General features: G+C 35.2%; 21 protein-coding genes. 18 read left to right on the top strand and 3 right to left on the bottom strand.

The window, feature by feature from the left end; all coding sequences use genetic code 11:
- The first annotated feature begins 206 nt into the window (after positions 1-206).
- Positions 207-1,910, top strand: a complete 1,704-nt coding sequence (locus FHL06_RS03220) for a glycosyltransferase family protein (RefSeq protein ID WP_153384804.1) — start codon at positions 207-209, stop codon at positions 1,908-1,910.
- A gap of 59 nt (positions 1,911-1,969) precedes the next feature.
- Here the strand turns inward: FHL06_RS03220 and FHL06_RS03215 are convergent, their stop codons facing one another.
- Positions 1,970-3,355, bottom strand: coding sequence for a hemolysin family protein (locus FHL06_RS03215; protein WP_153384803.1), 1,386 nt, complete (start codon positions 3,353-3,355; stop codon positions 1,970-1,972).
- 225 nt (positions 3,356-3,580) lie between these two features.
- On the opposite strand from FHL06_RS03215, the gene FHL06_RS03210 reads away from it, so the two are divergent.
- The 10 genes from FHL06_RS03210 (at position 3,581) to FHL06_RS03165 (ending at position 9,853) form a co-directional block, all read left to right on the top strand.
- A complete protein-coding gene (locus FHL06_RS03210) occupies positions 3,581-4,144 on the top strand; it encodes a MerR family transcriptional regulator (protein WP_153384802.1) in 564 nt (187 codons plus the stop codon).
- Between the two features lie 122 nt (positions 4,145-4,266).
- A complete protein-coding gene (gnd, locus tag FHL06_RS03205; protein WP_153384801.1) occupies positions 4,267-5,169 on the top strand; it encodes a phosphogluconate dehydrogenase (NAD(+)-dependent, decarboxylating) in 903 nt (300 codons plus the stop codon).
- Between the two features lie 56 nt (positions 5,170-5,225).
- Entirely contained in the window at positions 5,226-5,648 is a 423-nt protein-coding gene (gene crcB / locus FHL06_RS03200; protein WP_153384800.1) for a fluoride efflux transporter CrcB, read from the top strand.
- Entirely contained in the window at positions 5,645-5,989 is a 345-nt protein-coding gene (locus tag FHL06_RS03195; RefSeq protein ID WP_153384799.1) for a fluoride efflux transporter FluC, read from the top strand. The genes crcB and FHL06_RS03195 overlap by 4 nt, the downstream gene beginning before the upstream one ends.
- 12 nt (positions 5,990-6,001) lie before the next feature.
- On the top strand, positions 6,002-6,424 hold the full coding sequence (locus FHL06_RS03190) for a DUF805 domain-containing protein (RefSeq protein WP_153384798.1): 423 nt from the start codon (positions 6,002-6,004) through the stop codon (positions 6,422-6,424).
- A 76-nt stretch (positions 6,425-6,500) separates the two neighbouring features.
- Positions 6,501-7,067: an SOS response-associated peptidase gene (locus FHL06_RS03185; RefSeq protein ID WP_153384797.1), complete on the top strand. Its 567-nt coding sequence runs from the start codon at positions 6,501-6,503 to the stop codon at positions 7,065-7,067.
- A gap of 10 nt (positions 7,068-7,077) precedes the next feature.
- A complete protein-coding gene (locus tag FHL06_RS03180; protein WP_153384796.1) occupies positions 7,078-7,905 on the top strand; it encodes a putative RNA methyltransferase in 828 nt (275 codons plus the stop codon).
- A 76-nt stretch (positions 7,906-7,981) separates the two neighbouring features.
- The gene (locus FHL06_RS03175) at positions 7,982-8,485 is read left to right on the top strand and encodes an SRPBCC family protein (protein ID WP_153384795.1); all 504 of its coding nucleotides are present in this window, start codon (positions 7,982-7,984) and stop codon (positions 8,483-8,485) included.
- A 10-nt stretch (positions 8,486-8,495) separates the two neighbouring features.
- On the top strand, positions 8,496-9,329 hold the full coding sequence (locus FHL06_RS03170) for an SDR family NAD(P)-dependent oxidoreductase (protein ID WP_162000225.1): 834 nt from the start codon (positions 8,496-8,498) through the stop codon (positions 9,327-9,329).
- Between the two features lie 17 nt (positions 9,330-9,346).
- A complete protein-coding gene (locus tag FHL06_RS03165; protein ID WP_153384794.1) occupies positions 9,347-9,853 on the top strand; it encodes a MerR family transcriptional regulator in 507 nt (168 codons plus the stop codon).
- Positions 9,854-9,960: 107 nt separating this feature from the next.
- Here FHL06_RS03165 and FHL06_RS03160 read toward each other — a convergent pair whose 3' ends face one another.
- Positions 9,961-10,512 carry a TetR/AcrR family transcriptional regulator gene (locus FHL06_RS03160; RefSeq protein WP_153384793.1) on the bottom strand — a complete coding sequence of 184 codons (552 nt, stop codon included), beginning with the start codon at positions 10,510-10,512 and terminating at the stop codon, positions 9,961-9,963.
- 135 nt (positions 10,513-10,647) lie between these two features.
- On the opposite strand from FHL06_RS03160, the gene FHL06_RS03155 reads away from it, so the two are divergent.
- From FHL06_RS03155 to FHL06_RS03145, 3 genes are read left to right on the top strand one after another with little or no spacing between them, the layout of a single operon-like run.
- Entirely contained in the window at positions 10,648-13,020 is a 2,373-nt protein-coding gene (locus FHL06_RS03155) for an ATP-dependent DNA helicase (RefSeq protein ID WP_153384792.1), read from the top strand.
- Entirely contained in the window at positions 13,010-13,726 is a 717-nt protein-coding gene (locus FHL06_RS03150) for a hypothetical protein (protein WP_153384791.1), read from the top strand. The genes FHL06_RS03155 and FHL06_RS03150 overlap by 11 nt, the downstream gene beginning before the upstream one ends.
- Positions 13,723-14,640: a sce7725 family protein gene (locus FHL06_RS03145; protein ID WP_153384790.1), complete on the top strand. Its 918-nt coding sequence runs from the start codon at positions 13,723-13,725 to the stop codon at positions 14,638-14,640. Before FHL06_RS03150 ends, FHL06_RS03145 begins: the two co-directional genes overlap by 4 nt.
- Before the next feature lie 180 nt (positions 14,641-14,820).
- Here the strand turns inward: FHL06_RS03145 and FHL06_RS03140 are convergent, their stop codons facing one another.
- Positions 14,821-15,684 (bottom strand): NAD(P)-dependent oxidoreductase, encoded by an 864-nt coding sequence (locus FHL06_RS03140; RefSeq protein WP_153384789.1) that lies wholly within the window; start codon positions 15,682-15,684, stop codon positions 14,821-14,823.
- A 148-nt stretch (positions 15,685-15,832) separates the two neighbouring features.
- Between FHL06_RS03140 and FHL06_RS03135 the strand changes: the two genes are divergently transcribed.
- The 4 genes from FHL06_RS03135 (at position 15,833) to FHL06_RS03120 (ending at position 20,767) form a co-directional block, all read left to right on the top strand.
- Positions 15,833-16,684 (top strand): YitT family protein, encoded by an 852-nt coding sequence (locus tag FHL06_RS03135; RefSeq protein ID WP_153384788.1) that lies wholly within the window; start codon positions 15,833-15,835, stop codon positions 16,682-16,684.
- Positions 16,685-16,784: 100 nt separating this feature from the next.
- Complete coding sequence (locus FHL06_RS03130) at positions 16,785-17,366, top strand: NAD(P)H-dependent oxidoreductase (protein ID WP_153384787.1); 582 nt, start codon at positions 16,785-16,787, stop codon at positions 17,364-17,366.
- Between the two features lie 429 nt (positions 17,367-17,795).
- A complete protein-coding gene (locus tag FHL06_RS03125; protein ID WP_192917942.1) occupies positions 17,796-19,520 on the top strand; it encodes an LTA synthase family protein in 1,725 nt (574 codons plus the stop codon).
- A 137-nt stretch (positions 19,521-19,657) separates the two neighbouring features.
- Positions 19,658-20,767, top strand: a complete 1,110-nt coding sequence (locus FHL06_RS03120; protein ID WP_153384785.1) for a DMT family transporter — start codon at positions 19,658-19,660, stop codon at positions 20,765-20,767.
- The last annotated feature ends 80 nt before the right edge of the window (positions 20,768-20,847 follow it).

The following is a 20,847-nucleotide window of genomic DNA, read 5'->3' as shown; positions in this document are numbered from 1 at the left end:
AAATTGATGGTTAAGGGGCATCTTTTTTTGATTAAGGAAATTTTTCTCGATTTATCATTGATTATTCTAGAGTATATATTTATATGATATTAATTATTGAAATCAGTGCAATCTTCTTAAAAAAGTTAAATTTATAGAGTATTCTGTTTCTGTGAATAGGCGGTGCAGCATGTGCTGTTACAAACATTTCATGGAAAGGTTATATTATGGAATTAAGTATTTTTAAAAATAGAAAAAGTAAAAAACTTGCGATAATAATTTTCACTATCGTGCTTTTTTTGGTGGTCAGCTTCTTAGCAATCTATCAGACACAATTTTATGATGGTAAAATTTGGGCTTACCTTGGAACTAGTGATGATCGTTTCCACATGATGCGAATCGAAGGATTGTATCATTCCATTCAACGTCATCAGTTTTTTCCTATCGTTAATATGACGTTTATGAAAGGCTTTGGTTATATCGTCAATGTCTTTTATTCTGATTTTCTGCTCTATCCAGCGGCATTTTTACGCTTGTTGGGATTAACTAGTGCCCAAACTTTGATGGTTTATTATGTTTTATTGAATTTTTTGACATTTGGTGTATCGTTTCTTTGTTTTTACAAGATTCAAAAGAAATATTGGAACAGTTTAGTTTTTAGTTTCGTTTACACTTTGTCTGCTTATCGTTTGCATGATTTAGCATTTCGGCACGATATAGGTGAATTGGGAGCTTTCGTCTTCTTGCCAATCGCTGTGTTAGGTATTTATGAAATTTTTTATGGGGATAATAAAAAATGGCTCTATTTGACGGCAGGGATGACGACAATTATTTATTCTCACGCTATTTCGCCAATTTTAGTTGCTATCTTAATTGTGATAGTTGCTTGTTGTCAGATTCCAGAATTAAAAGTTCATCCTAGACGCTTGTTGTCGCTCTTATGGGCAACGTTATGCTCAATGCTTTTAAGTGCTTCATATTTTTTGCCGATGATTGAACAATTGCTTCATACGCATTTCATGTTGACGCAGTCAAAGGTTGCTTTGCCAGCGGGAGCTCTATCAATGTCAAATGCAATTACTTGGAGTCTGAATGGCGACATTGGGCAACCAAATATTGGTATCGTCTTATTGTTGGCCGCTTTGGTAGTTTTAGTTTCGACAACCAAAATCAAAAATAAGGCAGTTAAGCATTTTTCAATTATCGGTGCTGTCATGTTTTTATGCAGTACCAAGATCTTTCCTTGGATTATCGTTAATTACACGCCTTTAAAAGTGATTCAATATCCTTGGCGTTTAGATATGCTTATTTCAATTCTTTTGGCAATCTTTATTGCTGCTGATCCTTTAGGGATTTTTAAAGGCAAATTTGCTAAAGGAATCCTAGTTTGTGCGGTATTTATGATTACAGTTGCCTCTGGGTATAATTTGGTCAATGGTAATTCGACACAATTAGTCTCACAGGCAAAATACAACCAAATGGAGCCTTTTAGCATTGGTGCTGGAAAGGAATACTTACCAACTGGAACTAACGTCAGTGAACTCGAAAAGACGGCTCATAAACCACAAAGTCAGTCTGGAAAAGTTAAAATTACTAACTTTAAACAATATGGCACACGCTTGAGCTTCGACTTCAAGAACGCTAAAAATGCCAAAGTCGATTTGCCAATCATCGGCTATTATGGATTCCAATCTACCCAGTCCAAGGGAAACGTGTCGGACTTAAAGATGGATAATAAGAATAATAATTTGGCCCAAGTGACAGTCAATGGAAAAGGTAAAGTGGTAGTTGACTACTTTGAAACTGTCACGCAACGGATTAGTCGCAGAATTTCATTCTTAGCTTTGCTAATAATTGCAGCTACGCTCTTTATCAAGAAATTAAATCTTGTCGACTTCAGTAAAATCGAAGGATTAAAGAAAAGTAAGTAAATCAAAAAAGGCGAATCAAAACACAATTTATGTGTCTTGATTCGCCTTTTGTAATTGAGTTAGTCTTTTAAATCATCTACATCAGTTAGTGATGCGAGATTATCTTGTTTAGTAATTGAAACTTTATCAACTGTAACTTTGAACCAGTTAACGAAACCGTGGTCGAATTCGGCAACTTCAAAGTGGAAGTTGTTCATATCGAATTTTGATCCCTTTTGTAGGTTAGGGTATTTCTCGATTAGATAGCCACCGACAGTAATAATATCGGACTTTTGAAACTCGGTGATGTCGATTTTGAAGTAACGTTCGAAATCATATAAGGTAGTTTTACCAGAGACGTTGTATGAGCCGTCATCGTTTTTAACGATATATTCATCAGAAACATCATCGATTTCATCTTTAACTGTTCCGAACAATTCTTCATAGATATCTTTATCAGTGACGATACCACTAGTACCACCATATTCATCGACAACTACGACGATTGGCGTTTGCTTCTTAATCATTTTTGAAAGGATGTCTTGAATAGGCATTGTCTCAGGAACAGTGTTGACAGATCTTAGAACGCGGCTGATGCCAATGTCTCCATCAACTTGGTTTTGACGAACAATATCATAAGCGTAAACATAGCCGAGAATTTTATCTTTATCATTTTCAGCTACGACAGGGAATCTTGAAAATCCTTGTTGCAAGTAATCTTTGATAACATCTTTGACTTTGTCAGTGATGTCGACGACGTAAAGACTTGTTCGATCAACCATGATGTCTTTAGCAGTTTTATCATTTAATTCAAAGGCTCGTTGCATGAAGATAACATCATCAGGCTCCATATCGCCACCCTTGATAGATGATTTAGAAAGTCGAAGGATTTCTGATTGTGAGAAAACCTCATTTTCTGAATCAGCTGGTTTCATTCCCAGCAATCTCACAATTCCAGAAGCAGAAACATTTAGTAACCAAACGAATGGATAAACGGCCACGTGGAAGAATCGTAGTGGCGAAACAACTAGCATAAGCATCTTCATCGGCATATCGATAGAAATGTTCTTTGGAACGATTTCTGTCAAAACAACTTCTAAATATGTTAGTAACAAAACACCAACGATTGAACTGATGGCATGCAGGCCACCGCTATTAGCTGCAATATGAGCAAATCCCATAACTTCAACTAGTAGATATTCAATTGTACTTTCACCGATCCAACCTAAAATGATACCAGCGATACTAGTACCAACTTGTGTTGTCGATAAGTACTCGTTAAGGTTATTGACCATCATTAGAGCACGTTTTAGTTTTTTTGTATTACCGGTTCCCTTTTGAATTGCATCTTCGAGTTGACTGGGTCTTGTTTGCACCAAGGCAAATTCGGCTGCAACAAAGAAGAAAGCAAAGATAAAGGTTATCAGTATGATAATAAAGTTTGTTGTGATTGAAGAACTTGACAATATATTATTTCCCCTTTTTTTCTTGTAAGACGAATTATACACCAATGGAAAAACAGCTGTATTATGAAAAAGTAAATAATTTATTTTTACACCTTTAGTATATCTAACTTAACGGTTAAAATATAGCTAGGACAGTTTTAATTTGGGGCGCTACGATTTTGTAGTTGAACTTCACAATTATTATTTTTATAATGAAGAGAATGAAACAACCATGGGGGAATCCTTTTGAGTAAAGTAAAAACGAACAATTTATTAACTCCTGCACAAGCTGCTAAAGATTTAGGAATCAGTGTAGCCACGTTACGCAAGTACTCTTTGATAGTCGAAAGAACTACTGAGAATAGCAAATATTTCGAACGCAACAGTCAAAATAATCGCCTATATACTCAAAAAAACATTGAAGACTTCAAAGAAATGGTCAAATTAAGTCATGGACCTAAAATGACTTTGGAAACATCTGCCGCCCAGATTTATCCAGTTGCGGATGTAAAGAAACCTACTGAAACAAATTCTGACGAAAAAAAACTTGAAGAATTGCAAACAGCGGTCGCCAAATTAGAATCAGAAAATAAGAAGCGTGAATTGACAATTAAGGAGCTCCAACAAGAATTAACTGATGCTCAAAAGTCAAAAGAACAATTGCAAGTTGAATTAGATACCCTAAAGCAACAAGCTAAAGAAAAAGTTGAAAATACTGATTCTTCTAAAAATGAAACTATCAAAGAACGTATCAATGAAAAAGTCAGTGATGATAAAAAGGGTCACTGGTGGAATAGATTTATGGGCTAGTCAGCCAATTAACCTTATGATATCAACCTTTCAAGCAATCGGGTCGTACCAAAATGTTCATTTTGGGGCGGCTTTTTTATGTATAATTAATCCTTGGTGATAACAACTTAGGAGGATTAATTTTGAAATTAGCAATGATTGGACTCGGCAAGATGGGAATCAACTTGACCGAGAATTTGATTCGTAATGGTAATAAGGTCGTAGCATTTGATTTAAGCGATGGAGCTAGAAATGATGCTTCAACTTTGGGGGCAAGCGTTAAAGACAATTTGTCAGATGCAATTAAGACTTTAGATGCTCCACGAATCGTTTGGGTAATGCTACCCGCTGGAGAAGCTACTAATTCAACAATTGACACATTAAGCGAGATGCTTGATCCAGATGATATCGTCATTGACGGTGGGAATTCATATTATCAAGATTCATTGCGACACAATGAAATTCTCAAAGCTCAAAAAATCAAGTTCTTTGATGTAGGAACTTCTGGAGGAATGAGTGGAGCTAATCGTGATGGCAATTTCATGATTGGTGGCGACGATGAAAAAACTTTTGAATATATCGAACCTATTTTCAAAGGAATTGCTCAAACTGATGGATACTTGTATACTGGAAGAGCTGGTAGCGGCCACTATCTCAAGATGGTCCATAATGGTATCGAATATGGAATGATGCAAGCTATTGCTGAAGGTTTCGATGTTTTAGAGCATAGTCAATTTGATTATGACAATGAAGCTGTTGCAAAAGTTTGGGAACATGGATCAGTTATCCGGGGCTGGTTAATGGAGTTAACTCAATCAGCATTTTCAAAAGATCCTAAGTTGGACGAAATTAAGGGTGTGATGCACTCTTCAGGCGAGGGCAAATGGACTTTAGAAGAAGCTCTCAAATTACAAGTTCCTACACCAGTTATTGCAGCATCATTGATGATGCGTTATCGATCTCTTGAAGATGATACATTCACAGGTAAAGTTGTTGCAGCTTTACGAAATGAATTTGGTGGCCACGACGTTGAAAGCAAAAAATAAATGATGAAAACTTGTCTATGACAAGTTTTTTTTATCCAGAAAGGAATCAATGAAGGATGAGAAAACGAGGAGAAGTATTCCTACTTCTATTCATTGGTGCATTTATTGGAAGCGACTTGCGCTACCTTGAGAGTCTTATTTTTAAAACAAGCAATGGTTTTCCTTTGGGGACTCTAGTTGCTAATTTGAGTGGGGCTCTTATTTTGCCATTTTTGATCCATTATTTGCAGGATAGATATAATTTATCGACCAGAGTTATTTTGACTCTCAGTACTGGAGTTTTGGGTTCTTATACAACATTTTCAACTTTTACTGCGGATACATATCGCTTGTATAACGCTGGTCAGTGGTGGCTTTTAATAATTTATTTGACCATTACGATTGTTGGGGGCTTTTTGTTGGCTCTTTTAGGAAATTATTGGGCAGCCACCCAAGCTTTTTATGATTATGCTAAAAGGAAACGAGGTAGACACAGATGACTAATTTTTTGTTAGTTGGCTTTGGGGCTACCGTAGGGGCCTTTTTGCGCAATGAATTAACATTGCAGCAGTCGAGAATCAAACTAGATTTTCCAATCGTAACGTTATTGATCAATATCTTTGGAGCCATCTTTTTAGGAATCTTGACTGCACAAATCCATAATGGTGCGATATTATTACTACTAGGTACTGGTTTTTGTGGTGGTTTTACTACTTACGGAACTTTTAATATGGAACTAAGTCAATTATGGTTTCAACATCGATTAGGTCGATGCTTTTTATATTTTATTTTGACTTATATCTTTGGTATCTTAGGATTTGTAGTCGGTATTCACATTTAGGAGAAATTTGATATGCAAATGAAAGAACGAATTTGGAATGAGAGTTTTCATCCCGGAATCTTTTCATCAACAAAGCTTTACTTCAAAGATTTATTTGTTGGTGCAAAAAGAATGAGTCGTAAAGATTTTTGGTGGGGATTGTTAGGAATGACAATCTTTGCTTATGTTTTAGTGGCATTATTAGCCTTTGGCATTACCAAAATGCCAATCGACGATTATTACTGGAGTACTCTTTTAGGAGTGGCTCTAGCAATGGTTTTGGCATATTACTGGATATCGGTATTTACAGCTATGTTAAGAAGATTGCATGATCGAAAACTCCATGGTTGGTGGATTCTTTTAGGAGTTGTTCCAATTGTTGGAGAAATTGCAATTATCGTTTTACTTTGTTTGCCACAACGTGACTTAGGCAATAGTTGGCCTAAGCAAATATAGATTAAAATTAAATCCTGACTGATTCGTAGTGATCGGTTGGGATTTTATTATTAATTATTTTCATGGAGGAAAAATCATGTGCGGTCGTTATTTATTTCAACCAGATAAGAATCCTGAAATTAAACGAATCTATCAATTGGCAGTTGATAATGGCTTTCAACCCAAAACAGGTGAAATTTTTCCCACTGACCAGACGGCTTTGATTGTTGCAGGAAAAAGGCAGGTTCAAGTCGTTACGATGAAATGGGGCTTTCCGGGGTTCAAACCAGGTCAATCGATTATCAATGCTCGATTTGAAACAGCTTCACAAAAACAAATGTTTGCCGATTCTTTTCAAAAAAGGCGCTGCGTTTATCCAACGACAGGTTTTTTTGAATGGAATAAACAGAAACAAAAGTATAAATTTAATTTTAGTAATGACCCCCAAACCCTCTTTATTGGTGGCTGCTATAATTATTTTGATGATGTTCCACAAAGCGTTTTATTTACCACTGAGCCTAATGAGTCGATGATTCAAATTCACGACCGTATGCCTTTGATATTAGCTAAAAATCAAATTAATGCATGGATTTATGATGATAAATTTGCTAACAGCTTTATGGATCAGACCATGCCAAAATTAATCTCGCAAGAAGAAAAATAGGTGCTCTAATATGAATAGTAAGATTCAAAAATTTAGCAACAGCGATAAATTTTTTCAATGTCCAGTATGTGGAAAAAAGTTAGAATTGAAAAATAATAGCCTCTATTGTGAGAACAATCATTGTTTTGATATCTCTAAAAAAGGTTTCGTCGATTTTGTATTGAATAATCATCAATCAAAAAATTATGATTTGGCATCCTTTGAAAATCGCCATTTAATTCTGGAACACGGGATGTACGACCATATTGCCGATAAGTTAGTGACTTTGATCGACAATTTAAAATTACGTACAATTTTGGATGTCGGCTGTGGCGAAGGTTATTATTCGAAAAAAATTGCTCAATTACCTGATAAAGATGTGCTAGCCTTTGATATTTCTAAAGACTCAATTCAATTGGCCGCAAAAGGACCCGATAGTTTTGTTAAATGGTTCGTGGGCGATTTAGCTCATTTGCCAATTCAAAATCAATCGATCGCTGGCATTATCGATATATTTTCACCAGCTAACTATGGGGAATTCAATCGAATTTTACAAAAAGACGGCTATGTCTTAAAAGTCATTCCTAATGAATATCACGTCCAAGAATTGCGAGAACAAGCTAAAGACCAATTGCAACAAGCCAACTATTCCAATGAAAAAGTTTTGAATTATTTTGAAGAACATTATCAATTAGTTGATAAAATCGATGCGACAAAAACTTATCCGGTTAATAATGAAGAAAAAAATGCGTTTATCAAAATGACGCCATTATTATTTAATGTGGATAACAGACTAATTGATTGGGAATCTGTGGACAAAATCACTGTTGGCTCTACAATTTTAGTGGGTCAAAAATAATTTCAAAAAATGCTTGTCCTAGAGCCGGCTCCAGGATATACCATATGATTATTCTTTAACGAATGGAGATAATGATATGAAATCAATTAACTGGTCGACAAGATTTTTACCAGGCAAAACTGATAACTTTGTTTCTAACGAAGTTATTGCTGACAAGATTGAAATAAACGATGTTTGGAACAATTTGTTTGATACATCTAAATGGGAGACTTATTATAATAATGCTACTAACATTAAATTAGATGACCAAACTGATTCAAAATTGCATTTTGGAGAGCACTTTCGATTTGATACCTTTGGTTTCCCAATTGATGCCCAAGTAATGGAACTAGTTGCCCCAGATGATGGCAAAACAGCTCGATTGTCATGGCATGGTTGGCAAAATGGCGATGCTAAGACTCAATTTGACGTCTACCATGCTTTTTTGATTGAAAAGTTGGCTGATGGAAGAATCAGACTCTTGACTCAAGAATCTCAAATTGGTGAACCAGCCAAAGATTTGGCAAAGCAAAGTCCAAATCCAATGTTGAATGGTCATCAAAATTGGTTAGATGGCTTAGTGAAAGCTTCAAGAAAGTAGGTAATTATCAGTGAGTAAAACATGGTTTATAACAGGAACATCAAGTGGTTTTGGAAAAGAATTGGCTAAAATAGTTGCACAACAGGATGATATTAATTTGGTTGCTAGTGCAAGAAAAATGCCAGATTTAGATTATTTAGATGAATATGATGAAAGCAAAATATTAAAAGTTATTTTAGATGTTACAGATAAAACAGCTATTAATAAGGCTGTTGACCAAATTAAAGATAAGTTTGGTCAAATCGATGTTTTAGTTAATAATGCTGGTTTAGGTTACTTTTCAACCATTGAAGAAAGCGATATGGATGAAGTTAAATACATGTTCGATGTCAATGTCTTTGGGTTAGCTAACGTGACTAAAGCAGTTTTGCCAATCATGCGTGCTCAGAAATCAGGTGTGATCGTTAACTTATCATCAGCACTTGCATTAACGACTATTCCAACAACTGGCTTTTACAGTGCTACTAAGTATGCCGTTGAAGGTTATGCTGATACTTTGCGCCAAGAAGTTAAAGACTTAGGCATTCAAGTCATGAACGTTGAACCAAGTGGTGCCAGAACTAATTGGTCTGGTAGATCTTCTGAAAAGACTGCAACTAAGATTAAGGATTATCAACAATTCAGCGATTCAATTACATCAGTGTCTGATTCAGTTACAGATGCACCTGGAGATCCAAAGTTGATTGCTAAAGTTATCTTTGACCAAGTCAGTCAAAATGAAGTTGTTCCTAAGCACTTGCCATTAGGTGAATTTGCCTATGAAGGTGGCTTGAGCAATTTATCGGGTATCATTGATGAGATGAAGAGTCGTAAGGATATTTCATTATCTACTGATGATAAATAATCATTTAGGAGATAGTAATGAGTTATAGTATTGGACAAGTTTCAAAAAAATTAGGCGTTACAATCGATACGATTCGTTATTACGATAAATCTGGGATTCTGCCATTTGTTAAACGAAATGATATTGGTCGGCGTGAATTTACTGATAATGACATTCATTTGATGAGAACAATTATTTGTTTAAAAAATGCTGGCGTTTCGGTGGCAGATATTTCTAAGTTTATTGATTTACGGTTATTAGGCGATAGTACTTTAGAGACTCGCTATCAATTATTGAAAGACCATGAAGTTGATTTGCAACGTCAAATTAATGATTTGGAAGATACGATGAGTTATTTGAAGTTCAAAGAATGGTATTACAAAACAGCAGTTGATGCTGGTACTGAGGAAATCCATTTTGTTCCTGGGACTAATGAGGTTGATCCAAAACTTGATCGATCTTACGCAGCTGAATTAAAGAAGCAAAATAAACTTGAAGCCTTAGATCGTTTTGAAAATGTGAAAGATTATCGTAATCGCCAATAAAACGGCGTTATGAAAAAAGAAAAGCTCTCTTAGTTGGAATAATCCAATTAAGAGAGCTTTTCTTGCCTAAAAAGTTTAATAACGATAATAATTTAGAATCAAAAGAACTATTGTGCATATCTTTGTAAAGCTTTTTGAAAATCACCTTGAACTAAAACACCGATTTGATCAACGATTTCTCTGGGATCGGCATTCATGTCATTTCTTATCCATTCATAAATGACAGCGATGAAGGATAGAGTATAAAAATGAGCAATAAAATCTTTGTATTTTTGTTTAACAACTAAGTTTTCTGCTAAATTTTCGACAATTTGAATAATATGATTGTAAATGACTTTATAAATATATTTCCCCATTAAATCACGATAAATAGATTTATAAACATTTTCCACAATAATTTGATTATCTCTTAATTTAATCATAATGTCGTAAAAAGCATCTTGCCAGTGTTCATAATCAGATGAACGTTGAAGAATTCTTTTTGCATTAGAACAGGCACTGTATTCAACAAGTTCGTAAATATCTGAAAAATAATTGTAAAAAGTCTGACGTGTTAAATCGCATTCTGAAACGATATCTTTTACTGTTACTTTGTCAATTTGCTTTTGTAATAAAACCTTGTTTAACGAATCAATAAGTACCTGTTTAGTTTTATGCATACGGTCATTTTCCCCCAAAATGTCATAAGTGAATATAATTATATAATTTTTTGTGTAAAAGCACAGATAAAATTTTCAAAGACAAACTCGAACACATGTTTTACAATGTTACTTAGTAATTTATGGAGGTAAGTCATGTCGGCCAAAATTGGAATTCGTCAGTTAGTTGAATTTGTGTTACGCAGCGGCGATTTGAACGAAACTAAGAATAGTCAAAATACCGCTTTAAATGGAGCACGGATTCATCGAAAGCTTCAGAAGTCACGTTCTAAAAATAGCGATTACGAAAGTGAAGTCTACTTAAAAACTGACGTTTCCATGAACGATACTGATTACATAATTTCTGGTCGAGCAGATGGAATAGAAGCAACCAAAGATAAATTGACGATTGAAGAAATTAAAACCTCCGACCAAGCGTTTGATGATTTAAGCGACAATACCTTGGAACTTTATTGGGGACAGGTCAAAGTTTATGGATACATCCTTTTACAAGAACATCCAGAATTTGACCATGTTACTTTGCGATTAACTTATTTTCAAGTTCGTAATCAAGAAATTACTAGCCAGGATCAAATTTTTGAGCGTACAGATTTAACAAAATTTTTCCAAAGTTTGATTGACGAATATGAATATTGGTTAGTTCTTCGAGCTAAATTACGCAAAACTAGAAACGATTCTATCAAAGAATTAAAGTTTCCTTTTCCAAAATTTAGAACTGGTCAACATGAACTAGCAGCAGCTGTTTATAAGACAATTTATTTAAAAAAGCGATTATTTGTTGAAGCACCGACTGGAACCGGAAAGACGATTTCAACTTTGTTTCCAGCCATCAAGGCAATGGGTGAAGAACGCGTTCAGCGATTATTTTATTTAACAGCTAAACAAAGTACGCGCCAAGTTGCTGAAGAATCAATTAAGTTGATGGCAAGTAAAGGTTTAAAACTAAAGAGCATTACTTTAACAGCTAAAGACAAGATTCGCTTTCCTGAAGAAGATGTGCCACCGGAAGAAAATCCTTATATGATTGGTTATTATGACCGCTTGAAACCGGCTTTAGCAGATATGTTAACTAATGTTGACGCCATTACGCGTGAGGTAATAGAAAAGTATGCACGTAAGCATACCGTTGATCCTTTTGAATTTTCGCTGGATGCCTCGCTTTTTTGCGATGTGATTATTTGCGATTACAATTATCTCTTTGATCCACTAGTTTATTTACAACGATTCTTCATTGAAAAAGATACCGACAATTTCTTTTTGATCGATGAAGTTCACAATTTGGTCAGTCGTTCGCGTGATATGTATTCTGCCGAAGTTTCCGATGAAAAAATTGCAGGATTACTAAAAATGGCGCGAAAAATCAAAACTAAAGCCAGTGCTGATTTTCAAACGGAATTAAAAAAGGTCCGCAAAATCTTCAATCAAATGAAGAAAAGCCTCAAAGAAACTGATTTAACTGAGCAAATATCTAGTGAACCACCTGATAAATTGGTCAACGCAATGGGAAAGTTCGACGACTTTTTTGGCGAGTGGGCTAATGAACAAAAGCCTTCTGATTTCTTGGATGCAGCTAAAGATTACTTCTTCACCTGCTTGACCTTTGTCAAAATAGGAGCGTTATATGATGATACCTATAAAACTCGAGTCGTCCTAGAAGATAAAAAAATTATCGTCAAACAACTATGTTTAGATCCCAGTCACTTTATTGACGAATCGTTGAATCTTGGATTAGGAGCAGTCTTGTTTTCAGCCACCTTGTCACCAATGGACTACTATCAAAGTGTTTTGGGAGGAATTGATAATAGCTTAGCATATCAATTGCCATCACCCTTTCCAGTCAACAACCAAAATATTTTGATAACGCAATACATCCAAACGACTTATAAACAACGTCCATTCAGTCAAGATAGTATCGTCGAAAGTTTATTTGCTTTGATTTCCAGCAAAACGGGTAATTATCTTTTCTTTTTCCCATCTTATGGGTATTTAGAACAGATTAAAATGGCGTTTCAAAATAAGTATCCTGATGTTAAAACGATGGCTCAAACTAATGCCATGGACAATGATGCTCGAAGCGACTTTTTAGCACAATTTAAAAAAGACCCGAAAGAAACGTTAGTTGCTTTTTGCGTTTTAGGAGGGATATTTTCTGAAGGCATTGATTTAGAAGGAAATAGATTGATTGGAGTCGCCATAGTTAGCGTTGGTTTACCAGGATTAAGTGCTGAAAATAATTTGATTCGCGATTATTATAATGAAGCAAATGGACATGGTTTTGAGTATGCTTACCAAATGCCCGGGATGAACAACGTTTTACAAGCTGCCGGCAGATTAATACGGAGCAGTCATGATCAAGGGATTATTTTATTATTGGATCAAAGATTTGCTAGTTTTCGCTATACGAAACTTTTTCCACCGCATTGGCGAAATTATCAAAGAATCAATTCTTTGAACCAATTAACACAGACGGTGGATAACTTTTGGAAAGGAAGAAATTATGAAGACTAAGTTGACCAAAGATTTAGAAGCAACTTTGTATCAGTATTGCTATGAACAAGGGTCTTATGTTGTTGAAGAAGTTTCGATGCCTGATAAAAAAGGAATTGTCGATACTTTGAGCTATCAGCAATTGCCAAATGGCGAAATTGATTGGCGTTGTTATGAATTGAAGGTCACTAAAACTGACTTTCATTCAAAAGCTAAATTGTCTTTTATCGGCAATTATAACTACTTCGTGTTACCGCAAAAACTGTATCAAGAAGTTTCAGAAGAGATTCCCACCCATATTGGCGTTTTAATCTATCGAGCTTTTGACAAAAAGGCAATTGAGAATTCGCCGCAGACTTTGCGCGCTCCCGGATTTTTAACCGTGGCTAAGAAAGCCCAATTTCAAGAATTACAAGTGGATGAAACTAAGTTGACTAGTCACTTTATAGCTTCGTTATTTCGAGAGGTCGATAAAGCAAAAAAAGTCGAAAAAGGGTTGCAGCTGTATTCTGATGACCGATTGTTCAAGGAATTAAAGAAGCGAATGAAGGGCGGCTATGATGTTTATAGTCCTGATAACAATTTATATGACCGCTTCGTTAACGATTTAAAGGATGAGTCAATTCAAGCGTTGCAAGATGAATTAGATGCCCGAAATGCTGAATATCAAGAGTTGAAATTAAAGTTGCAACAACAATATCACCCCAATCTGGAGGATAAATTATGACATACTATCCTTATTTACGTGGTCGAATGTACGATTTGTTAGCTTTAAAAGAGCTCTGTGAAAACAGACAATTGAGCTTTAAAATAGTGCCCATTATCGAACCAGTACGTGATTCTAAAGAACTGTTGCAGACGGTACAGACTTTTATCAAGTATCAACAGCCATTTGGAATCGTGGCTAATCCTCAAGTCAGTGTTTATGGATTGAACGATACGAAACTTTATCCACTGCCTGATATGAGAAAGCTGTCTTTTTTTCATCCCAGTGCCATTTTGGCAGCCGATTTTAGCAGTGACTTTTTAAAAACGGTGGATAACCAAGAATCGTTACTGATTGTCAGAGATTATCAAATGCTTTTAGCCTATCAAAAAACAAAAGTTTTACACACTGTTGATAAAGTTCTTATTCCCGACGTAGCTAGGATTCATAGATTAGTACCTAAAAAAGCCGTCAAATTAAGTGACCCGCTAACTTTTGTTCGACATGTGGAAGACTATCAATTATTGAATGATGAATTTTTTGAGCCTGCTGATTGGTATCGTCAAGTTGATGATTACCATGGATTTGGCGACTATTCGATGGTCGGCCATGTTTATTTTGATAAAGGGATGCCGGCACGAGCAATTTCTTTACATCTGATTTATGTGACTGAAGATGGAACGTTAAGGATTCATCATTTTGTTTCTGACAGCAATGAAAAAATGAGCGGTCAAAAGCAAAAGTTTTTTGAAGCATTAAATAAAATGGTTATTTGGTGCGATAAAAATATTAATGGACTTAATTTGACCCCAGCTTTAACAACCTTGTTAGAATATAGGTGCCAAGACAAATTCCCTGGTTTAGGAATAATCAAGAAATTATCATTGATGCACCATTTCCAATTGATGGGGCGATTATTAGAATTGAAACAATAAAAAAGAAAGCAGAACATAACATGGTCAGCTTTCGAGAATTAACAAATAGCTCTTGGTAATTGTATTTTGATTACCAAGAGCTATTTGTTTTAAGCGTAAAAAGCTTTGTTATGTTCTGCGTTTATGTTGCAATTTAGAAAAATAGTTATATCTCAAATTATTTACTAAGTATTATTTTGCTTACCACCATAACTTAATTAAGGCTTGTGTACCATCATCACCGAGCTTTTTGTCGTCGACTAAAGTTTCATAAAGTTTTTTAGCTTGTTTAGTTGCTGGTAGGTCAAGCTTTAATTTTTCACTTTCATCAAGTGCGATGCGAAGATCTTTTAAGAAGTGTTTAGAATAGAATCCAGGTTTAAAGTCATTATTCAAAATCCGGGGTCCATAATTTTCCAAGCTCCAATTATCTCCGCCACCGCCTTCAACGGTTTCAAGAACGGCTTGAAGATCTAAGCCGGCAGCTTTGGCATAGACAAACATTTCTGTTAGGCCAGTCATAGTACCGGCAATCATGATTTGGTTAGCCATTTTAGCGTGTTGACCGGCACCAAAACTTCCGAAGTAGTGATTAGTTTTACCAATTATCTTAAAAATTGGTTGAATAGTTTCAAAAGCTTCTTTAGAACCGCCGACCATAATTGTTAGTTGACCATTTCTAGCCCCAACATCGCCACCAGAAACTGGTGCATCAAGAGCTTGGACGTTCATTTGGCTTGCTTTTTCACCAATTTTTTTAGCTAAAGTTGGCGTACTAGTAGTCATATCGACAATGATTTTGCCGCTAGTTAATCCGGCGAAGATACCATTGTCCTTGAAGTAGACATCTTCGACATCTTGAGGAAATCCGACCATTGAAAAGATAATGTCAGCTTTTGAAGCAACATCTTTAGGGTCAGAGAACCAATTAGCACCTTTATCAATCAAAGGTTGAGCCTTAGATTTTGTTCTTGTATAAATATCGACACTATAACCTGCTTTTAAAAGGTTGTTGATAATGCCACTTCCCATGACTCCGGTACCGATAAAACCAATTTTTTGCATAATATGACCTCCAATTATTATTTCAATTATATTATACGAAAAATTAACGTGACAATAATTTGTTTGCTATAATTCAACTATTGTTGAAAATTTATAGATATTTTATAAAAATGCATCAATAATTTTGTATAGAAAGGGAGGGGATTTCATGAAATTTGTTAAGGACTATTATAAAAGTATTCTAGCCGCCATTTTTTACGGAGTGACCTCAGCTTTAGGAATTCAATTGCTCTTGCAGCCTGCTAAACTTTATACCAGTGGAGTTACAGGTGCGGCGCAGTTGATTGTCAACTTGCTGAATCAATTTTCCGATATTAGTACGCCGGTTTATTTATGGTACGCTTTGCTTAACTTGCCACTGATAGTTTTAGCCTGGTTTAGATTGGGAAAGAAATTTACGATTCTATCAATTATTTCTGTCGTTTCTGCATCGATTTTTATTTTGATTATCCCACTTTATCCGTTGACTAAAGATCCAGTACTATCATCAGTTTTTGGAGGAATCCTTTCCGGAGCAGGGATTGGTCTTTGCTTTAGATATGGCTTTTCAACTGGTGGTACCGATATTATTGCTCTGATTATTCAAAGAAATACCGGCCGTAGCGTTGGGCAAGTTAGTTTTGCTATCAATGCAGTAATCATCGTGATTGCGGGATTTGCCTTTGGCTGGGAATTGGCACTTTACACAATCATCTCGATTTATATCACTAACACAGTGGTCGATAAGATTTATATTCAGCAACAAAAGATTACGGTTACGGTTTATTCGCATAAAATTGATGAGATTTCAAAAGAACTTCTGAAGACCTTAAATCGTGGCTTAACTCTGGATTATCACTTGCAAGGTGCATATTCGGGAGAAGAAATCGGCTCGATTACGATGGTTCTAACGAAATATCAGCTGTTCTTTGCTAAAAAGATTATTTTGAATATTGATCCAATGTCATTTATCAATATTCAACCTACGATGTCGATTGCCGGTAAGTTTAGCGACAGTTAAGACAATTCATTTTTGAAAATTATTGTCCTTATTTCTTGGGTCAAAAAAACTTCGGCAAAATAATATACTAAGGATAACGAGTCGTAAGGAGATTTTGAATATGAAAACCATTATTTACACTCATCCTTATCCTGGAAGTTTTAACCATGAAATTTTGAACCGTTTATCTTGGTATTTTTCAAGAAATGATGAGGAATATGAAATAATCGATCCGTATTTTGATAATTTTAATCCTAATTTGTCAGAAGCAGATTTACTGTCTTATAGTCAGGGCAAAACTGAGGATGTTCTGGTAAAAAATTATCAGCGCCGAATTGCTGCTTCTGATGAATTAATTTTTATTTTTCCTATTTGGTGGCAGACGATGCCAGCCATGTTAAAGGGATTTTTAGATAAGACGATGCTAAGCGGCTTTGCTTATGATGAAAGTAATGGTTGGAAAGGCTTATTGACCAATATCAAGAAAGTAACCGTTATAACGACATCGACTGTTACTAAAGAATATCTTGAAAAAGAATGTGGAGACCCAATTCAAGGTGTTTTCATTGATCGGACCTTGGATGACTTAGGAATCAATCCCCAAAACGTCAATTGGGTTCATTTTGGCCGTGTGAACGTAACGACTGATGAAGCTCGACAAGAATTTTTGGAAAAAGTTCCTCAATACTATTTGAATAAATAAATTTATAACGCCTATCAAAGTATAATAAATTTGATAGGCGTTATAATATTCTCTTGGTAGCAAAATATACAACTGGATATAAAAGCGTTTTAGCGTATCATAGACTGTATGATTTAAAACAAACTACTGTTTATTTTCATATTGAGTAAAATTAATTAAATCCGGTTATTTTGAGGAAATCAATGATGCCGCTTTTACAAAAAGGATTATTTTTATCATGAATCTTAGAAATATAATCTGAATTGTTGCTTAATTTATACTGGGGGTTTATTAATGCATACGAAACAATCAAGAATCGTGCACTTTTTGCAATTCATTTTTATAGTTTTATCGGCTTTTGCTGTTGGTTATTTACTTTAATTTTCACAGATGAATTCAATTATCAATACTAATATGATTCTCTTTAAAACTAACGTGAAGCCGTACTTATTGACCGTTCTTATTTTGTTTTTACTTTATTTAGGCTTTTATGGAATCTTTAATCGGTTCTTTTACGCGACAGCAGGCTTTTATGTCCTGTTCGGTATTTATGTCATCGTAAACTGGCTAAAGGTGAAGTATCGTTCTGAACCAGTTTTGCCAACTGATTTACTGATGCTTACTAATACTAAGCAATTGCTATCGATGGTCACTTGGAAGATAGTTATTTTAGTAGTTGTAGCTTTAGTAGTTGGCATAGCTATTTGTATCTTTTTAGAAAAGCTCTTTTCTCATGAACTTATGCGATTTAATCCAGTTATCAGAATTATCTTTATTATTTTAGCCATTTTTAGCATTGCTGGATTTTATAATGTTAATCGAGAAGGCTCATGGAGCAACCGTTTCATGACTAGTCTAGGCTATTCTAATTTCACGCCTAATATCAGTATGACAGCGCAAAGCAATGGTCCGTTGTTGACATTCTTGGGCAACATGCATGTCGACATCATGGACAAGCCTTCAGATTATAGTCCGCAAACGATGAAAAAAATAGTCAACAAGTATCAAAATGTGGCTGACAAAATCAATAAAAAACGTCCTAATAATAATTTGGACAAACAGACCTTGATTTACGTCTTGAGCGAAAGTTTCTCTAACCCAAGTCGAGTGCCAAACATCAAGCTCAATGAAGATCCAACTCCAAATATCAATAAAATCAAATCTGAAAACACTTCAGTCTTGATGCTGAGTTCTGGATATGGCGGTGGAACTGCCAATATGGAATATATGACTTTCACCGGCTTAGCGTTCAATCAATTTTCTAAGTCATTGCAATCACCCTATACACAATTGGTGGTTAAACAAAAGCATCCATTGAATATCGTCAACGACTTTGAAAATTCAGCTGCTATCCATCCTTACTATTCTAATTTCTATGATCGAGATAAGGTTTATGACAAGTTTGGACTGCAATCATTTAGAACGTTAGATTCTAAAGGAAAATTAGCACTCAAATATAAGGATACTAGTGGCAGCAGCGAATTCGTCAATGATGAGTCATCTTATAAGGATACTCTATGGCAGGTCAACCAAGTTAAAGGTGGCCAATTCATCAGTTTGGTTACGATGCAAAATCATATGCCATATAATATGAGTTATCCTGATAACCAATTCAAAGCCACTGGAACGGCTACTAGTCTACTTTTACAAGCAGGAACCTATTCAAAAGGTTTGAATATAACTGATGGTGCCACAAAGACTTTCTTGGATAAATTGGATGCCATTAAGAAACCAATCACTGTGGTTTGGTATGGTGACCACTTACCCGGAATCTACGATAAGAATTCGATGGAGAAGTATAATGTCGTTCAACATGAGACGGATTACTTCATCTATAGTAATAAATATGCCCTTGAGCATAACTATGGAACTAAGAAATTAAATGGATCGACTAAGATTACTGATCCTAATGGCTTTATTCCTTTAGCTTTGAAGCAGATGAAACAACAAGTTACGCCTTACTACGCTCTTTTAACAAAGGTTCAAGAAGATATTCCGGCCATGGCTAAAAACAGCGTTGGTAAGAGTGAGAACTTGTATGTAAATTCAAAGGGTAAGCAAGTCACTTATTCAGAATTATCTAAGAAACAAAAACAATTATTACACGATTATAAATTGGTTCAATATGATTTAACCGCTGGAAAAGGTTATACTAGAGCCAATATAAACAAATAAAAAAGTCGAAATGTCAAGAGTTAATTCAAGACATTTTGACTTTTTTTGTAATTGGAAACATTTTCAATGTTTTCAACCCCCAAAACAGGAGTACACTGAACATATTCACTTGCAAAAAATGGGGATGAAATTAAGGTTTGAATTTAAAAAAGCTTCTTTACATACTAATACCAACTTTTCTCTTTAGTTCAATGGAAATTGCTCTGAAGATAGCTGGGGGACAGTTTAATCCAATTGAATTGAATTTTATTCGATTCTTGATTGGTGGACTAGCATTATTACCATTTACGATTATTCATATGAAGAAGAATAATGTAAAAATCACAGGATCCGGCTGGGGTCGTATCGCTTTGACAGGATTCGTCATCGTCGTTTTGAGCATGACGTTGTATCAATTGTCGATAGGGATGGCTAAAGCATCAGTCATTGCTATTATGTTAAGTGCTAACCCAATCTTTGGCTTAATTATTGGTTTCGTATTCTTGAGGGAAAAACTTTCCAGAACCAATGTTTTAGCTTTGATTTTGACTTTGGTGGGATTGTTGATTATTATCAATCCATTTAACTTAAATGGTGCCATGGGTATCATGTTAGGTTTATTGTCATCAATCATCTTTGGTGTTTATGGCGTTATGTCACGTGTCTACGGTGGGAAAATCGGCTTGAATGGTCTTTCCATGACATGTCTAGCATTCTTGTTTGGTGCTGGTGAATTAGGTGTCTTGATGGGAATTAGTCACATCTCAGCTGTAAGTAGCGCTATTCCAAGCAACTATTCAGAGTTTAGCAATATTCCTTTCTTCCAAGGAATCACATTACAAACTTTTCCATTGATTTTATACATTTCAATCTTGGTTACTGGTGTAGCCTTTGGCTTGTATTTCTTATCAATGGAAAAAGTTGGTATCCTACAAGCTTCATTGATTTTCCTAGTTAAACCAGCTCTAGCACCTGTTCTATCACTTTTGATCTTAGGCGAAGCAATGACCGGAAATACTATCTTTGGTATCGTAGTTATTCTGTTAGGATCATTAGTTACATTGATGGGCGAGAAGATGGCTTACAAAGTTATGGCAATTTTCAGACGCAACAATCCAGAAGCACATCAAGAAGTTGACGAATTGGAAGTTGTTAAAGATAAACTGGAAAACAGTGAATTAGCTAAAGGCCGTAAAGCTGCAGAAGAAGCAGTTCGGACTAAATTAGAAGAAAAATCTGAAGAAAATGATGTAACTTCTGAGGATTAATTAGATAAATGATTACTAATAAGATTATGCATAATTTTGCATAATCTTATTTTTTTTGGCTTTTTTGAGCTATCATAAAG

Origin of the sequence: Companilactobacillus halodurans (assembly GCF_009600985.1) — a bacterium.
Lineage (GTDB): Bacteria > Bacillota > Bacilli > Lactobacillales > Lactobacillaceae > Companilactobacillus > Companilactobacillus halodurans.
The sequence above is the reverse complement of the archived record's forward strand: the minus strand, read 5'-3'. Positions and strand labels throughout refer to the sequence as shown.

Excerpts from the sequence above, each read along its gene's own strand:
- FHL06_RS03180 (WP_153384796.1), top strand. The coding sequence starts at position 7,078 with ATGAATAGTAAGATTCAAAAATTTAGCAACAGCGATAAATTTTTTCAA.
- FHL06_RS03160 (WP_153384793.1), bottom strand. The coding sequence starts at position 10,512 with ATGCATAAAACTAAACAGGTACTTATTGATTCGTTAAACAAGGTTTTA.
- FHL06_RS03195 (WP_153384799.1), top strand. The coding sequence starts at position 5,645 with ATGACTAATTTTTTGTTAGTTGGCTTTGGGGCTACCGTAGGGGCCTTT.
- FHL06_RS03140 (WP_153384789.1), bottom strand. The coding sequence starts at position 15,684 with ATGCAAAAAATTGGTTTTATCGGTACCGGAGTCATGGGAAGTGGCATT.
- FHL06_RS03175 (WP_153384795.1), top strand. The coding sequence starts at position 7,982 with ATGAAATCAATTAACTGGTCGACAAGATTTTTACCAGGCAAAACTGAT.
- FHL06_RS03190 (WP_153384798.1), top strand. The coding sequence starts at position 6,002 with ATGCAAATGAAAGAACGAATTTGGAATGAGAGTTTTCATCCCGGAATC.
- FHL06_RS03150 (WP_153384791.1), top strand. The coding sequence starts at position 13,010 with ATGAAGACTAAGTTGACCAAAGATTTAGAAGCAACTTTGTATCAGTAT.
- FHL06_RS03135 (WP_153384788.1), top strand. The coding sequence starts at position 15,833 with ATGAAATTTGTTAAGGACTATTATAAAAGTATTCTAGCCGCCATTTTT.
- FHL06_RS03130 (WP_153384787.1), top strand. The coding sequence starts at position 16,785 with ATGAAAACCATTATTTACACTCATCCTTATCCTGGAAGTTTTAACCAT.
- crcB (WP_153384800.1), top strand. The coding sequence starts at position 5,226 with ATGAGAAAACGAGGAGAAGTATTCCTACTTCTATTCATTGGTGCATTT.
- FHL06_RS03155 (WP_153384792.1), top strand. The coding sequence starts at position 10,648 with ATGTCGGCCAAAATTGGAATTCGTCAGTTAGTTGAATTTGTGTTACGC.
- FHL06_RS03220 (WP_153384804.1), top strand. The coding sequence starts at position 207 with ATGGAATTAAGTATTTTTAAAAATAGAAAAAGTAAAAAACTTGCGATA.
- FHL06_RS03145 (WP_153384790.1), top strand. The coding sequence starts at position 13,723 with ATGACATACTATCCTTATTTACGTGGTCGAATGTACGATTTGTTAGCT.
- FHL06_RS03165 (WP_153384794.1), top strand. The coding sequence starts at position 9,347 with ATGAGTTATAGTATTGGACAAGTTTCAAAAAAATTAGGCGTTACAATC.
- FHL06_RS03185 (WP_153384797.1), top strand. The coding sequence starts at position 6,501 with ATGTGCGGTCGTTATTTATTTCAACCAGATAAGAATCCTGAAATTAAA.